Source organism: Streptomyces sp. BK340 (assembly GCF_007827595.1).
GTDB lineage: Bacteria > Actinomycetota > Actinomycetes > Streptomycetales > Streptomycetaceae > Streptomyces.
Genome location: NZ_VISR01000056.1, coordinates 1 through 16,296 on the forward strand (window position 1 = coordinate 1; position 16,296 = coordinate 16,296).

6 protein-coding genes are annotated in these 16,296 nt (G+C 71.7%); 4 read left to right on the forward strand and 2 right to left on the reverse strand.

The annotated features are described in order from the left end of the window. Positions 1-2,342 (reverse strand): condensation domain-containing protein (locus FB157_RS46450; protein ID WP_145887802.1); only part of this gene is annotated, 2,342 nt, incomplete at its 3' end. Positions 2,343-2,349: 7 nt separating this feature from the next. Next, the gene (locus tag FB157_RS46455; RefSeq protein WP_145887803.1) at positions 2,350-10,113 is read right to left on the reverse strand and encodes a non-ribosomal peptide synthetase; all 7,764 of its coding nucleotides are present in this window, start codon (positions 10,111-10,113) and stop codon (positions 2,350-2,352) included. A gap of 305 nt (positions 10,114-10,418) precedes the next feature. On the opposite strand from FB157_RS46455, the gene FB157_RS46460 reads away from it, so the two are divergent. The 4 genes from FB157_RS46460 (at position 10,419) to FB157_RS46475 (ending at position 16,149) form a co-directional block, all read left to right on the forward strand. Beyond that, complete coding sequence (locus FB157_RS46460) at positions 10,419-11,117, forward strand: class I SAM-dependent methyltransferase (protein ID WP_145887805.1); 699 nt, start codon at positions 10,419-10,421, stop codon at positions 11,115-11,117. Between the two features lie 322 nt (positions 11,118-11,439). Further along, positions 11,440-12,567, forward strand: a complete 1,128-nt coding sequence (locus FB157_RS46465) for a DoxX family protein (protein ID WP_186582007.1) — start codon at positions 11,440-11,442, stop codon at positions 12,565-12,567. A gap of 184 nt (positions 12,568-12,751) precedes the next feature. Continuing rightward, on the forward strand, positions 12,752-15,130 hold the full coding sequence (locus tag FB157_RS46470) for an excinuclease ABC subunit UvrA (RefSeq protein WP_145887809.1): 2,379 nt from the start codon (positions 12,752-12,754) through the stop codon (positions 15,128-15,130). An 80-nt stretch (positions 15,131-15,210) separates the two neighbouring features. Continuing rightward, positions 15,211-16,149, forward strand: coding sequence for an FAD-dependent oxidoreductase (locus FB157_RS46475; RefSeq protein WP_145887811.1), 939 nt, complete (start codon positions 15,211-15,213; stop codon positions 16,147-16,149). Positions 16,150-16,296 lie beyond the last annotated feature (147 nt).

Sequence of the window (16,296 nt, forward strand, 5' to 3'; positions counted from 1 at the left end):
TCGGTCGCCCCGCCCAGACTGACGATCTCCGCGTTCCGGAACACCCCCCGGACCTCGTCCGGCAGCGACAACGGCGTGTAGTCACCGGAGAGGAAGACGAGGCGAAGGTCGTCGGTTCCCTGGTGTCCGGTGTTCCCGGAGAGCACGGAGGCCACCTGGTTGAGGGTGGTGGGCACCGAGTCCCAGAAGGTGATCGGTTCGGTGAGCAGCAGGTCGAGCAGGAGCTGGGGGTCGCGTTGCTGGGTGGCGTCCGCGATGTAGAGGCCGCCGCCGCAGCCGAGAAGACCGAAGATGTCGAAGACGGAGAGGTCGAAGCCGAGCGAGGTGACGCACAGGGCCACGTCGTCGGGACCGAAGTCGAAAGTGCGGTAACACCAGTTGAGCAGGTTGTGGACGGGGCGATGGGTGACCTCGACGCCCTTGGGCTTTCCGGTGCTGCCGGAGGTGAAGATGATGTAGGCGGTGTTGTCCGGCCCGGCGGCCGGTTCCGGATCGGGCAGCGCCGCCTGTGCCGCCCGGGTCTGGTCCACCTCGATGACCTCGACGCCGTCCGGGACCGTCCAGCGTTCGGTGTCCGCGGTGGACAGCACCAGGGTCGCTTCGGCGTCGGCGAGCATGTCGGCGACGCGGTCGGCCGGCAGCGACGGTTCCAGGGGCAGATAGGCGCCGCCGGCCTTGAGCACGCCGAACACGGCGGCGATCATGGCCGGGCCGCGGCGGATGCCGACCCCGACGACGGTCTGCGGGCCGACGCCGCGCTCCTTGAGGTCCCAGGCGATACGGTTCGCCTGCTGGTTCAGCTCGCCGTAGGTCATGGTTCCGCCGGCCCAGCGCAGTGCGATCGCGTCGGGCCGTAGCCGGGCCTGCTCCTCGAAGAGCAGGTGAACCGGGCCCGGGCAGGGGAAGTCGCGGGCCGTGTCGTTCCACTCGACGAGAATCCTGTGGCGTTCCTCGGCGTCGAGCGGGCGGCCCGCGGCCTCGCGCGGTGCGGCCGCGACGGCGTGTTCCCGCTGCGTGTCGCCCGGTATGCCGAGCGCGCCGACGGTGGTCCGCGGGTCGGTCACGACCTGCTCCACCACCCGGACGAACGCCGCCGCGAAGCCCTCGACCGTCGAACGGTCGAAGAGGTCGGTGGCGTACTCGATCTCCCCCTTCACCGACCCGTCGGACTCGTCCGGCGCGAGGTTGAAGAACAGGTCGAACTTCGCCGAGCCCGTCGGGACGGGCTCCATGGACACCGTCACGCCGGGCAGGTCCAGCTCCGGCCGCGCGTTGTTCTGCCAGGCGAGCACGACCTGGAACAGCGGGTGATGAGCGGTCGACCGCTCCGGCCGCAGCAGCTCCACCAGCCGCTCGAACGGCACGTCCTGGTTGTCGTACGCAGCGAGCGCCTTCTGCCGTACCTGTTCCAGGACCCGGTCGAACGACCGGTCCGCGCTGACCTGGACCCGCAGCGCCCAGGTGTTGACGAAGAATCCGATCAGATCGCTCAGCGCCTCGTCGGTGCGGCCCGCGATCGGGGCGCCGACGGTGACGTCCTCGTCGCCGCCCAGCCGGTGCAGCAGCATCACCAGTGCGGCCTGGAACACCATCGACACCGTCACGCCACGCGCCCGCGCCAGCTCCTCGACGCGCGCCCGCACCTCGCCCGGGAGTCCGAGTTCCACGGATCCGCCGCGGAAGCTCGCCACCTCGGGTCGGGGCCGGTCCAGGGGCAGCGCCAGCGGTCGTGAGATCCCGGCCAACTCCTCGCGCCAGTACGCCGCCTGCACCGAAAGGACGCTCTGCGGATCGGACTCGTCGCCGAGCAGTTCCTGCTGCCACAGCGCGTAGTCGGAGTACTGCACGGGCAGTTCGGACCATTCCGGGGCGCTCCCTGCCACGCGGGCCCGGTACGCCACCGAGATGTCCCGCGCCAGCGGCGCCAGCGATCCGCCGTCACCGGCGATGTGGTGAATCACCAGCACCAGCACGAATTCCTGTTCACCGCACTGGACGACCGATCCCCGCAGCGGTACGTCGACCGACAGGTCGAACCAGCTGCCGGACACCGACGACACCACGCCCGGCACCCGGTCGGGTGCGACACGGCCCCAGTCCTGCCAGGGAAGCTCGATCTCGGCCGGGCCGAGGACGCGCTGGAACGGCTGGCCGTCCACGTCGTCGAACACCGTCCGCAGCACCTCGTGGCGGACCAGCACGTCCTGGAACGCGGCGCGTAACGCGGCCGTGTCGAGGCTTCCGTGGAACCGCAGGAGCAGCGGGATGTTGTATGTCGAGGAAGGTCCCTCGAAGCGGTTGATGAACCACATCCGCCGCTGCGCGTAAGAGAGGGGAATCATGGTGCTTCTACCTTTCGCTCATCCTGCGCAGCGGCTTTCGGGAAGAGGCCGACATCTCGTTCCAGCGGTCGGTCAGCTCGGCAACGGTGGGGGCGGTGAACAGGATCCGGATCGGGACCTCCACGCCCAGCTCGGCGCGCACCCGCGCCACCAGGCGGGTGGCCAGCAGGGAATGGCCGCCCAGGGCGAAGAAGTCGTCGTCGACGCCGACGCGCTCCACTCCCAGCACCTCGGCGAACAGCCCGCACAGCACCGCCTCCCGCGGGGTGCGCGGAGCCTGGTACGCGTCCCCGTCGAACTCGGGCCGCGGCAGCGCCAGGCGGTCCAGCTTTCCGTTCGGTGTCAGCGGCAGCTCTGCCAGCACCACGAACGCCGCCGGGACCATGTACTGCGGCAGCCGCTCCGCCACCAGCGTCCGCAGCTGCTCCGCGGGCGGCACGGCGCCGCCGGGCTCGGGCACCAGGTACGCCACCAGTTGCCGGTCGTCCGGGTTGTCCTCGCGGGCGATGACGGTCGCCTGGCGGACGGCCGGATGACCGGTCAGGGTGCGCTCGATCTCGGCGGGTTCGATGCGGAACCCGCGCAGCTTGATCTGGTGGTCGGAGCGCCCGAGGTACTCGACCTCGCCCGTGCCGGTCCAGCGGGCCAGATCCCCGCTGCGGTACATCCGCGTACCCGGCGGACCGAACGGGTCGGCCACGAACCGTTCGGCGGTCATGCCCGGTTGGCCGTGATAGCCACGGGCCAGGCCGTGCCCGGCGATCCACAGATCACCGGGCACGCCGGGAGGCACGGGGCGGAGCGTGCGGTCGAGGATGAGGATCCGCGCGTTGGCGACGGGGCCGCCGATGGAGGGCGGCATGCCGGCGGTGTCTGGTTCGAGGCGGGCGGCCGTGGAGTAGATGGTGGCTTCGGTGGGGCCGTAGAGGTTGGTGACCTCGGCGGCGTGCTCGCACAGGGTGTGGGCCAGGGCTGTGGGCAGGGCCTCGCCGCTGGTGATCACGCGGAGCCCGGTCAGGCAGTCCGGGGCGTGGGTGACCAGCACCTGCCAGAGGGCGGGGGTGGCCTGCATGAGGGTGATGCCCGCCCGCTGGACGAGGTCGAGCAGCGCCGAGGGCTGGGTGATGGTGTCCTTGCCTGCCAGCACCACCCGGGCACCGGTCAGCAGGGGCAGGAACAGTTCCAGCGCGGCGATGTCGAACGCGACCGTGGCGACGGCCAGCAGCCGGTCGTCCGGCGACAGCGAGAAGCGGTCCCGCATGCCGGTGAGCAGGTTGCTCAGGGCGCCGTGCTCGATGACCACGCCCTTGGGTCTGCCGGTGGAGCCGGAGGTGTAGATGGCGTAGGCGGCGTGGTGGCGGCCGGCCTCGGTCCGCGGGGCGTGGGCGGGCTGGGCGGACAGGTCCGCCGCGGCCAGCCGCCGCGGGTCCAGCACCAGTACGGGCGCGCTGTCCTCGACCACGGACCGCACCCGCGCGGCCGGATACTCCGGGTCCACCGGCACATAGGCGCCGCCGGCCTTCCACACCGCGAGCAGCGCCGCGACCAGGTCGAGCGAGCGGGGCAGCAGCACCACCACCCGCGACTGTGGCTGCACGCCCTGCTCGATCAGCCAGTGCGCCAGCCGGTTGGCGCGCTCGTCCAGCTCCCGGTAGGTCAGCCGGTGACCGTCGTGCTCGACGGCCACCGCGTCCGGTGTCGTGGCCGCCTGCTCGGCGATCAACTCGGGGACGGTCCGCTCGGGCAGCGTGGCCGCGGTGTCGTTCCAGCCGTGCAGCACCTGCTCGCGCTCCGCTTCGAAGAGCACGTCGATCGCGCCGACGGTGGTCTCCGGTTCGGCGGCGAACTGCCGCAGCACCCGCACCAGCCGGCCGGCGATCACCTCCACCTCGGCGTGTGTGAAGGCGTCGCGCTGGTACTGGAAGGAGAGGCGCAGCAGCGGGTCGGCCGCCGCGATGACGGTCAGCGGGTAGTGCGGTGGGGCGTACGGGCGGATGCCGGTCACCGCCAGGTCCGCCGATGCGCCCGCAGCGACGAGGCCGACGCGGTCGACGGGGAACGACTCGAAGACCACGAGCGTGTCGAACAGCGCGCTCAGCCCGGTCGACCGCTGGATGTCGGCGAGCCCGAGGTGATGGTGCTCCAGCAGCCTCCCCTGGGCTTCCTGCAGCCGGTCCAGCAGCTGCGGGAGGCGGTCGTCCGGCGTGCAGCGCACCCGCACCGGCACCGTGTTGATGAACAGGCCGATCATCCTGTCCACGCCGAGCAGTTCGGACGGCCGGCCGGCGACGGTGGTGCCGAACAGCACGTCCTCGCGACCGGTCAGCTCGGCGAGTACGACGGCCCACGCGCCCTGCACCAGGGTGTTGGGGGTGACGCCCCACTCGGCGGCTCGACGTGCCAGCCTGGTGGCGTCCTCGCCGCTCAGTGCCGCGTCGACCTGCCCGCTGCCGCCGCCGGCCGGGCGTGCCGTGGGCGCCAGGAGGGTCGGCTCCGCCACGCCGGCCAGCTCCGTGGCCCAGGCCTGGGCCGAGCGTGCCGCGTCCTGCCGTGACAGCCACCGCAGGAAGTCCCGGTAGCCGTGGGGGTGCGGTGGGCGGGTGTCGTGGCCGTCCGCCGCGTACAGATCCATCAGTTCGCGCTCGATCAGCGGTACCGACCAGCCGTCGAGCAGGACGTGGTGGGCGGTGAGCGCCAGCTCGGCCCGTTCCGGTCCCAGGGTGACGAGGGTGAGCCGGAGCAGCGGCGGGCTGTCGGGGCGGAAGCGGGTGTCCCGCTCCTCGGCGAGGATCTCCTCGAGCCGTGCCTCGGCCTCGGGGTCGCCGGTGAGGTCCACCTGCCGCCAGGGCAGGGGGACGTCGTCCACCACGATCTGCACGGACTCGCCGGTCGCGCTGGACAGGAACGCGGTCCTCAGGTTCGGGTGCCGCTCCAGCAGGGCCTGGCCCGCGGCCCGTAGGCGCACCGGGTCCACCGGACCGCTGAGCCGGAACACGAACTGGGTCTGGTAGGCCTCGGAGGCCGTGTCCGCGAGCATCGTGTGGAACAGCAGGCCGTCCTGCAGCGGTGTGAGCGGCCACACGTCGCTCACCCGGCCGAACCGCCGCTGCCAGGCGTCCAGTTCGGCCTGGCCGACGGGCACCGGCGCCACATCGGACGGAGTGAGGCCGCCGGCACCGGTCGTGACGAGGGTGTGCAGGCCGCGCAGGGCGGCGCACCAGGTGCCGGCGAGGTCGCGGACCTCGTCGGCGGACAGCACGCCGGTGGCGAAGGTGAACAGGGCGGTGAGCCGGGCGCCGTCCCCGGTGTCGGTCACCAGGGAGTCGAGTTCGAGTGCGCTGAGCGCCGGCATGCCGGGGTCGGGTGCCGCGACGAGTTCGGCGCATTCCGGCGCGGGCGTCCATCCGGGGCCACGCGCCGGTTCCGGGCCGTCGAAGGAGTCGAAGGAGAAGTGGCCCAGGAAGTTGAAGCCGATCTCGTCCGCCGGGTACGGGCGCAGCACCGCCGCTGTCTCGTCGTTGAGGTAACGCAGCAGGGTGTAGCCGATTCCCTGGTCGGGCAGCGCGCGCCGCTGCTCCTTCACCCGCTTGAGGGCGTCACCGGCGGCCGCTCCCCCGGCGATCGCCTCGTCGACATCGATGCCGGAGAGGTCGAACCGGACCGGGTGGACGGTGGTGAACCAGCCGGCCGTGCGGGACAGGTCCGCGCCCGGGGCCAGCTCCTCGTACCGGCCGTGGCCTTCCAGGCGTACGACCGTGGCGTCGTCGGTCACGCCGCGCCGGTGCCGGGCCAGCGCCAGGACGAGGGCGGTGAGCAGGACGTCGTCGACGCCGCTGCGATACGCCGCCGGCACCGATGTCAGCACGGCCTCGGTGAGGTCGCCGGGGAGCTGGACGCGCACGGTTTCCGTGGCCGCGGTGACATCGGTCTTCGCGTCGAACGGCCGGGAACCGACCGCGGCCGCGGGGGCGGCGAGCAGGTCGCGCCACAGTGACACCTCCGCCGCCCGCCCGGGCCGGGTCGCCTCGTCGGTCAGCGCGCGCAGCCACCGGCGCATCGACGTACCCACCGGCGGCAGCACGGGCGCCTCGCCGGTGCGGGCCTGCCGCCAGGCCTCGGCCAGGTCGGGGAGCAGCACCCGCCAGGACATGCCGTCGACGACCAGGTGGTGCGCCGCGACGAGCAGCCGTCCGGGGCCGCCGGTGTCCGGTTCGAACCACACCAGCCGGAGCATCGTGCCGTCCGAGGCCCTGATGTCGCGTGTCGCGGCGGCGGCCTCGGTGCGCAGCAGTTCCTGCCACGCGTCCCCCGTCCAGTCGCCCGGGCACGCGACCCGCCTGACGATCCGGGCCGCGTCGACCGAGCCGGGCGGGTGCACCAGCAGACCGTCGTCGACCAGCCGGGAGCGCAGTACGTCGTGCCGGTCGAGGACGGCACGCACCGTCGCGGTGAGGTTGTCGCGGTCCGTCTCGGCCGGTACCTCCAGCACCAGCCACTGGGCGAGCCGGTCGAGGCCGGGGCCGCGCTCGGCGACGAGCCGTGCCATCGGTGGCAGCGGCAGCAGGCCGACGCCTCCGCCATCGAGTTCGGCGAGTGCCGCCGGGGCGGTGTCCCGGGTGGCGGCCGCGGCCAGTGCGGCGACGGTACGGCACTCGAACACGGTGCGCGGGCTGAGCGCGAGGCCGGCGGCCCGGGCGCGGGCGACCACCTGGATGGCCCGGATGCTGTCGCCGCCGAGCGTGAAGAAGTCGTCGTCCACCCCGATCCCGCTCAGCCCGAGCACCTCGCCGAACGCCGTCGCCAGGAGGTGCTCCTCGCTGGTGCGGGCCGGCCGGTGAGCCCGGCCGGTGAACTCCGGCTCGGGCAGTGACGCCCGGTCCAGCTTGCCGTTCGCGGTCAGCGGCAGCCGGTCCAGCGGCACGAACGCGGCGGGTACCAGGTGGGCGGGCAGCCGGGCCGCGACGAAGCCCCGCAGCTCGGCGATGTCCAGCCCGGCGTGGAGGTCCCAGTCCGCGCCGGACCCGCGGGTGCCGCCGGAGGTCGTCGGCACGATGTAGGCGACGAGCTGGGCGGCCCCGTCGGCGCCGCGGCCGCGCCGGGCGAGGACGGCGGCCTGCGCCACCCCGGGGTGCGCGGCCAGCGTCGCCTCGATCTCCGCCGGCTCGACCCGGAAGCCACGGATCTTCACCTGGTGATCGGCGCGTCCGGCGAACTCCAGCTCGCCGTTCCCGTTCCAGCGCGCCAGGTCGCCGGTCCGGTACATGCGCCGCCCGGGCGGGCCGAACGGGCAGGCGACGAAGCGTTCCGCGGTGAGGGCCGAGCGGCCGTGGTAGCCCCTGGCGAGGCCTGCGCCCGCGATGTACAGGTCGCCGTACACCCCGGGCGGGACCAGTCCGAGCCGGCTGTCGAGCACGTACAGCGCGGTGTTCCAGATCGGTGTGCCGATCGGTACGGTGCCCGCCCCGGGCCGGTACTGCCACTCGGTGACGTCCACGGCCGCCTCGGTCGGCCCGTAGAGGTTGTACAGGGGCACGCCCAGCAACTCGTGGAAGCGGGCGGCGAGTTCGGCGGGCAGTGCCTCGCCGCTGCAGATGACGCGGCGCAGGCCGGTGCAGGCGCCCGCCTCCTCCTCGTTGCCGAACTCGGCGAGCATCGACGGAACGAAGTGCAGCGTGGTGACCCCGGCGCGCCGGATCAGCCCGGCGAGGTACGCCGGGTCGCGGTGCCCGTCGGGGCGTGCCACGACGAGACCGGCGCCGGTGATCAGCGGCCAGAAGAACTCCCAGACCGACACGTCGAAGGAGGCGGAGGTCTTCTGCAGCACCCGGTCGGTGCCGTCCAGCCGGAAGCGGTCCTGCATCCACAGCAGTCGGTTGACGATCGCCGCATGCGTGATGACGGTGCCCTTGGGCCGGCCGGTCGATCCCGATGTGTAGATCATGTACGCCGGGTGCTCGACGGAGTGCGGCGCGAGCGCGGTGGGCCCGTCGGTGAGCTGGGCCTCGTCGACCGTGATCAGGGGGATGTCCGTCGGGGGCAGCCGGTCCGCCGTGCCCTTGACCGACAGGAGCAGCGTCGGTCCGGCGTCGGCGAGCATGAACTCCACCCGTGCGGCCGGGTAGTCGGGGTCGACCGGGACGTAGGCGGCGCCCGCCTTCAGTACGGCGACCAGCGCGACGACCAGCTCGAGCGAACGGGGAATCGCGACGGCGACGAACCGTTCGGGCCCCGCGCCGCCCCCGACGAGCATGCGGGCCAGCCGACCGGAACGGTCGGCCAGTTCCCGGTAGGTCAGGGAGGTGTCCTCGAAGGTCACCGCGACCGCGTCGGGAGTGGCGGCCGCCTGCCGCTCCAGCAGCTCCGTCAGCGTCAGGCCCGTCGGGGCGACCTCGAGACCGGCGAACTCGGCCAGGAGCGCGTGGTGTTCGGCGGTGCTGAGTACGCTGACGTCCCCGAGCCGGGCGCGCGGGTCGGCCAGGGCGGCCCGGACGAAGGTCACGAACCTGTCGGCGAGACCGGCGACGTCCTGGTCCCCGTAGTGCGCCTGCGGGGCGTCGAAGCGGACGAACAGGTCGCTGTCGGCCCCGCCGTCGGTGTAGGTCGAGATCATCACCTCGTCGATCACACCGAACGTGCCGCCGGCGAACCGTGCCACGCTGCCCGCGAGGTCGAGCGCCTCGACGAAGGGGATGACGTTGACGAGGGCGCCGAACGGGCTGCGCACCGACCCGGCGTGCCCCGTCGCCCGCTTGATCAGGGACACGTCGTGGCCCGCGTGTCGCAGCACCCGCCGCCGCTCCTGGGCAAGCGCCTCGGCCAGCTCCACGAGGGTCGCGGCGGGCGGCACCTCGACCCGGACCGGCAGCCGGTTGGAGAGCAGGCCGAGGGAGAGCCGCTGGGCGCCGACGCGGTGGTTGACGGTGAACTCGTGCAGCGGTTCCGGGACGGCGCACATGTGCTGCAGGAACGCGGTGGCCGCCGCCGCGAGCAGGTCCGGCAGGCTCGTCCCGACCGTGTCGGCCGTGCGCCGCCAGGCGGCGAGTTCGGCGGCCGGGATCCGCGCGGTGCGGGTGGTCATGCCCAGCGGCCCGGTGAGGCCGTCCCAGGGCCCGGCCGCTCCGCCGTCGCCGGCGGGACGGACGCCGGCGGGAAGGCGCGCCGCGGCCGGCTCGTCGGCGAGGTAGGCCCGCCAGAACTCCTCGGCCTCGGCGAACCGTTTCGACGCCCGGTACACGGCGTCCTTCTGCCGGGCGTCTCCCCGCGCGTTCGCGGGAAGCTCCGGTACGGCGGAACCGGAGCGCAGCGCGCGGTAGATCTCCGCGATCCGCCGGGACAGCAGCGTGACGACGCCGAACGCGTCGGTGACGATGTGGTGGAAGACGAGAACCACGAGGTGGCGGGTGGCACCGAGGCGGATCGAGCCGATCCGGAAGAGGGCGTCCGCACCCAGGTCGAACGGGCGGCTCACCAGCTCGGCGACCACCGCCCGGGCCGCGTCGCCGGGGTCGGCGGCGTCGCCGACGTCGAAGTGGAACGGCTCCGGTCGCTCCGGATCGCGGGCCACCGCGCGCAGACCGCCCTCGTCCCGGCGGAAGTTCAGTGTCAGCGCCCCGGCCTCGGACACCGCCGTCCGCAGCGCCTCGGTGATCAGGGGGATGTCCAGGTCACCGTCGACGTCCCACAGCGTCACCACATTGTTCGGCCGGTCGGGGGCAAGCTCCTGTTGGAGCCACATGGCCTCCTGCACCGCCGTGACGCCGGTGTAACCCATCCAGAGTCCCCCCCCGTAAATGTGGTATCCAGATCAGCGGCCAGTCGCTGTGCCTGATCGTCGTCGCCGCTCCGAGGTGGATCAACCGACGTGAAAGATGTCGGCCAGAAACCCAGCCAGACCCGGACGTACGGCCCGCAGCCGGCTTGAACGACCTGATCAGGGCGGCATTGGCCACACCGTGGCGTCGACGGTCCCGGGAATGACGGTGGCCGGCGGGCGGCCGTCGGGCGGGGTCCATCGGGCTTTGACAGAAGTCGGCAAGAGACCGAAAGCGGAACCGGGGACGGCGCAATCATGGCCGCATGACTGAACCCGCTGCCCAGCCGGACGGAATCGACGCGCTGACCCATGTCTTCGACGCCGTCTACCGGGGCGAGAGCCCGTTCGGCAAGCGTCCGCCCTGGGACATCGGCGGGCCGCAGCCGGCCTTCGTCGCACTCGAGGAAGCCGGACTCATCAGCGGTGCGGTGCTCGACGCGGGCTGCGGCACCGGCGAGGACATACTCCACCTGGCGGGCAAGGGCTACGCGGTGACGGGGCTCGACCTGTCGTCCGAGGCGGTCGCCATCGCGCGGCGCAAGGCCGAGGAGCGCGGACTCGACGCCACCTTCGCCGTCGCCAACGCCCTCGAACTCGCCGGCTACGAGGGGCGTTTCGACACCGTCGTCGACTGCGGCCTGGCGCACAGTTTCGACGCCGACAGGCTGCGGACCTACGCGGCGGCGCTGCACCGCGTCTGCCGCCCGGGGGCGCTCGTGCATGTGCTGGAGGTCAGCGACCGCGGGGCCGCGCAGATGCAGGCGCGGCTCGCCGAAGTGATCGAGGGGATTCCGGCCTCGGAGCCGCCCGGTCCGAAGCGGACCGCCGACGACCTGCGCCAGGGCTTCGCCGACGGCTGGAGCGTCGAGTCCGTCACCGACACGACCATGCACGGGATCCTGCCGCCCACGTCGGAGCCCCTCGAACTGCCCGCCTGGCTCGGCCGATTCCGCCGCAACTGACCCGGGATCCATCGACCGGGCAATGTCCGAACCGCGCATCCGGCCCGTGTGAAGGTGATGAATCATGAAGGCACGCGCAGGCAAGCTGCTACGGCTCCTGGCACCCTCACAGCCCAACCGGGCGACCAGACGCAGGAGCCCGCGGCCCGGTACCCCGCCGGACTCGTCGCAGTGGAGCGGTGTCGCCCGTGGCGCCTTCCGGTTCGCCTTCGTCTACGCGGGGTCCTACTGCCTGACGACACCCCAGATCTTTCTGGCGCTGCGGGGCGGCGGACTGGGTCACAAGCAGGAGGCGGCCGACGCCTGGGCGAAGCTCTGGTCGATGCGTCCGGTGCGGAAGTGGGTCGCCGCTCATGTATTCGACAAGGAATTGGGTGAGCGCTTCGACGGCGGCGACGACCTGAACGCGTGGGTGGGGCAGTTCACCTGGCTGCTGGGCGCCGCCGCGGCGACACCGGTGTGGTCCCTGCTGGACCGGCGCCGGACGAACTACGAGACGCTGGACCCGTGGTTCAAGGTGGTCGTCCGGTTCTGTCTCGCGGGGCAGATGTTCTCCTACGGTGCCGCCAAAGCGATTCCACTGCAATTTCACCTGCCACTCACCAAACTCGTCGAGCCGTTCGGCAATTTCAGCCCCATGAGCGTGCTGTGGGCGCAGACGGGTTCCTCAAAGCCGTACCAAGTCCTGCTGGGCTGCGCGGAAATCGCCGGCGGTCTGCTTCTGGTCCTGCCGCGGACGGCGACGCTGGGTGCGCTGCTGTGCGCGATGGAACTGACCCAGGTGTTCATTCTGAACATGACCTTCGACGTCCCGGTGAAGATCCATTCGTTCCATCTGCTCCTGCTGAGCCTGGTGCTGCTCGCACCGGAATCGGCCCGCCTGGCCGAAGCCCTTCTGTCGGACCGTGCGGTCCGCGCGTCGTCCACGCAGGAGCTGTTCCGCTCGCCCGGCGCGAACCGGATCGCCGCGGCCGCGCAGGTCGCGGCCGGTCTGTGGCTGCTGCGCGCACAGCTGCGCAACGACTGGTCGGTCTGGAAGACGTACGGCGGCGGACGGGAGAAGCCCGAACTCTACGGCATATGGGACGTGGCGGAATTCACCGTCGACGGGGAGCGACAGCCCCCGCTGACGACCGACGTACAACGATGGCGTCGCGTCGTTTTCGACTCCGCCGACGCCGTCACCATTCAGCGCATGGACGATTCTCTCGACGGCGGCTATGTCGCGGCGGTCGACCTGGACAGCCATTCGATGAGCCTGCTCAAGATGGCCGATCCGAAGTGGAACGCGACTTTCGCGCTGCAGCGTCCCGACGACGACGAACTGGCCCTGGAAGGCGAAGTCGACGGCTACCGGCTGCGGGTGCGACTCCAGCGGCTGGATCTCGCCGCATTCCCTCTGGTCGACCGCGGTTTCCACTGGGTGCAGGACAACTCGTACATGGCGTAACGGTGGCGTGGTAGCTTCGGGCCGCAGTAGCGGTATCCGATGACCTCAGTTGACACATTTCAAACAACAACGGCATTCCGGCGTTCGTGCCGACGCGCAACGTGTCCGGCGGACGAGGTCACCATCAGCTCGATTCGGGCCCTACGACGACGGCGTGCCGTGGCCGACACCTGGGAGGGACGCCATGACCGCCGGCACGAGGACGGACTTAGAGTCGTCTGCGCTGCACGCTGCCGACAGCCACGATCTGATCCGCGTGCACGGTGCGCGTGAGAACAACCTCAAGAACGTCGACGTGGAGATCCCCAAGCGCCGGCTGACCGTGTTCACCGGTGTCTCCGGCTCGGGCAAGAGCTCGCTGGTGTTCGACACGATCGCCGCGGAGTCGCAGCGGCTGATCAACGAGACCTACAGCGCCTTCATCCAGGGCTTCATGCCCACACTGGCCCGCCCCGAGGTGGACGTCCTCGACGGGCTGACGACCGCGATCATCGTCGACCAGCAGCCGATGGGCACCAGCCCCCGCTCCACGGTCGGCACCGCCACCGACGCGGGCGCGTTGCTGCGCATCCTGTTCAGCCGGCTCGCCAAGCCGCACATCGGCTCGCAGAAGGCGTTCGCCTTCAACGTCGCCACCGCCGACGCGTCGGGCACGCTGGTGGTGAACGGCAAGAAGATCGAGAAGGGCTTCAGCGTCGTCGGCGGCATGTGTCTGCGCTGCGAGGGCATGGGCTCGGTCACCGACATCGATCCGGCCCAGCTCTACGACGACTCCAGGTCGCTGGCCGACGGCGCGATCACCGTCCCCGGCTGGAAGCCCGACGGCTGGGTGGTGCAGTCGTTCACCGAGTCGGGCTTCCTCGACCCGCACAAGCCGATCCGCGACTACACCGACCGGGAGCGGGACGACTTCCTGCACCGGGACCCGGTCAAGGTCAAGGTCAAGGGGATCAACACCACCTACGAGGGCCTGCTCGCGCGGGTCCGGAAGTCGTTCCTGACCAAGGACAAGGAAGCGCTGCAGCCGCACATCCGCGCCTTCGTGGAGCGGGCGGTGGCGTTCTCCGTCTGTCCGGAGTGCGACGGCACCCGGCTCAGCGCGCTGACCCGGTCCTCGAAGATCGACGGCGTCAGCATCGCCGACGCCTGCGCGATGCAGATCAGCGATCTGGCCGCATGGATCCGCGCCATCGACGACCCGTCGGTCGCGACGCTGCTGAAGGTTCTCGACGAGACCCTCAGTTCGTTCGTCTCGATCGGGCTGGGCTACCTCTCGCTCGACCGGGCGTCGGGCACGCTCTCGGGTGGTGAGGCCCAGCGCGTCAAGATGGTCCGCCACCTCGGCTCCGCGCTCACCGACGTCACGTACGTCTTCGACGAGCCCACGGTCGGTCTGCACCCGCACGACATCCAGCGCATGAACGACCTGCTGCTCCGGCTGCGCGACAAGGGCAACACCGTGCTCGTCGTGGAGCACAAGCCGGAGACGATCCTGATCGCCGACCACGTGGTCGACATCGGTCCGAAGGCCGGTACGGGCGGCGGCCAGGTGGTCTTCGAGGGCACCGTCGAGGCCCTGCGGACCAGCGGCACCATCACCGGACGGCACCTGGACGACCGGGCCTCGGTGAAGCCGTCGGTGCGCAGCGCGTCCGGCGTGCTGGAGGTGCGCGGCGCGGCGACCCACAACCTGCAGGACGTCGACGTGGACATCCCGCTCGGCGTGCTCACCGTGCTCACCGGCGTCGCGGGCTCCGGCAAGAGTTCCCTGATCCGCGGCTCGGTGGCCGGGCGGGACGGCGTGGTGACGGTGGACCAGTCGCCCATCAAGGGTTCCCGGCGCAGCAACCCGGCGACCTTCACCGGAATGCTCGAACCGATCCGCAAGGCGTTCGCCAAGGCCAACGGCGTCAAGCCGGCGCTGTTCAGCCCCAACTCCGAGGGCGCCTGCCCCAACTGCAAGGGCGCCGGCGTCATCTACACCGACCTGGCGATCATGGCCGGTGTCGCCACGACCTGCGAGGAGTGCGAGGGGAAGCGGTTCCAGGAGTCGGTGCTCAGGTACCGCCTCGGCGGCCGGGACATCAGCGAGGTGTTCGCGATGCCGGTGGTCGAGGCCGTGGAGTTCTTCCGCACCGGTGAAGCGCGTACGCCGGCCGCGCACTCCGTGCTCACCCGGCTCGACGATGTCGGGCTGGGCTACCTCAGCCTGGGCCAGCCGCTCACCACCCTGTCCGGCGGCGAGCGGCAGCGTCTCAAGCTGGCCACCAACATGGGCGGTACGGGAGACATCTACATCCTCGACGAGCCGACCAGCGGCCTGCACCTCGCCGATGTCGAGCAACTCCTCGCCCTGCTCGACCGGTTGGTCGACTCCGGCAAGTCGGTGATCGTCGTCGAGCACCACCAGGCGGTCATGGCGCACGCCGACTGGATCATCGATCTCGGCCCCGGTGCCGGTCACGACGGCGGCCGGATCGTCTTCGAGGGCACCCCCGCCGACCTGGTGGCCGCCCGCTCGACCCTCACCGGCGAGCACCTGGCGCAGTACGTCGGCGGCTGAGCAGCCCCTCGCCTGTACGGCCCCGTCCCGGCAGGACCGGGACGGGGCCCGGCCAAGTTCCCGACGGAAGGTACCGACCCATGTCCTCGAACAGCGAAACCGAAACGGTCGTCGTAGGGGCCGGCCCCGCCGGGCTCACGGCAGCGCTCGCCCTGGCCAGGTACCGCCAGCGAGTGGTCCTCGTGGACAGCCCGCGCGCACCGCGGAACAGCGCGTCGGGAGGCGTCCACGGGCATGTCGGTCTGGACGGCGCCCCTCCCGCCGAGATCCGCTCGCGCGCCTGGAAGGAACTCTCCCGGTACGCGACCGTGGAGCTTCGGGAAGCCGACGTCGAGGGCGTGCGCACCACGGACGGCGGCCGCTTCCATGTCGCTCTCGACAACGGCGACACCGTCGAGGCTCCGACCGTCCTGCTCGCCACCGGTGTCGTCGACATCCACCCGGAACAGGTGGACGGGTTCTCGGACTGCTGGGGCCGGAGCGTGATCCACTGCCCGTTCTGTCTCGGCGAGGAGAACGCCGGCCGGCGCTGGGGCGTCGTCGTGGACAATGCGGAACTCGCCACGTTCTCCGCGGTGGCGTTCCGTGCGTGGAGCAGCGACACGGTCGCCATCTGCCATGAGTCGATGCCGGGTCTGGAGGGTGCGCGTACCGCCGCGCGGAGCATGGGCGGTGACGTCGTCACGGGCACGATCAGCCGCCTTCTGCACCGTGCGGGAGCGTTGTACGCGGTCGAGTTCGACGACGGTCGTGTCCTGGAGCGGGAGACGCTGGTGTGGACGCCGGCGCAGCGGCAACAGCCCGTCGTCGCCCGGGCGGTCGACGAGCTGAAGCTGACGGTCGACGACGCGGGCTACCTGAGCGTCGACGACACCCAGTGCACCGGCGTCCCGGGCCTGTACGCGGCCGGGGACCTGGCGTCCCGGTGGAAGCAGTCGTTCACCGCGGCGGCCGCGGCGGGGGCCACGGCGGCCGAGGCCATCCACGCGTCGTTGATCATGAACGCCGTCCGCGGCTGAACCGGACGCGGACCACGTCGTCGGGGGGGGGGGGGGCGGGGGGGGCGCCCCGGGGCCGGCCGGGGGGGGGGGGGGCGGGGCCCCCCCCCCACCCCGCGGTGGTTCGCGGCCTTCGCGGGGTTTTGGGGGGCGCCCCCCACGACGTAG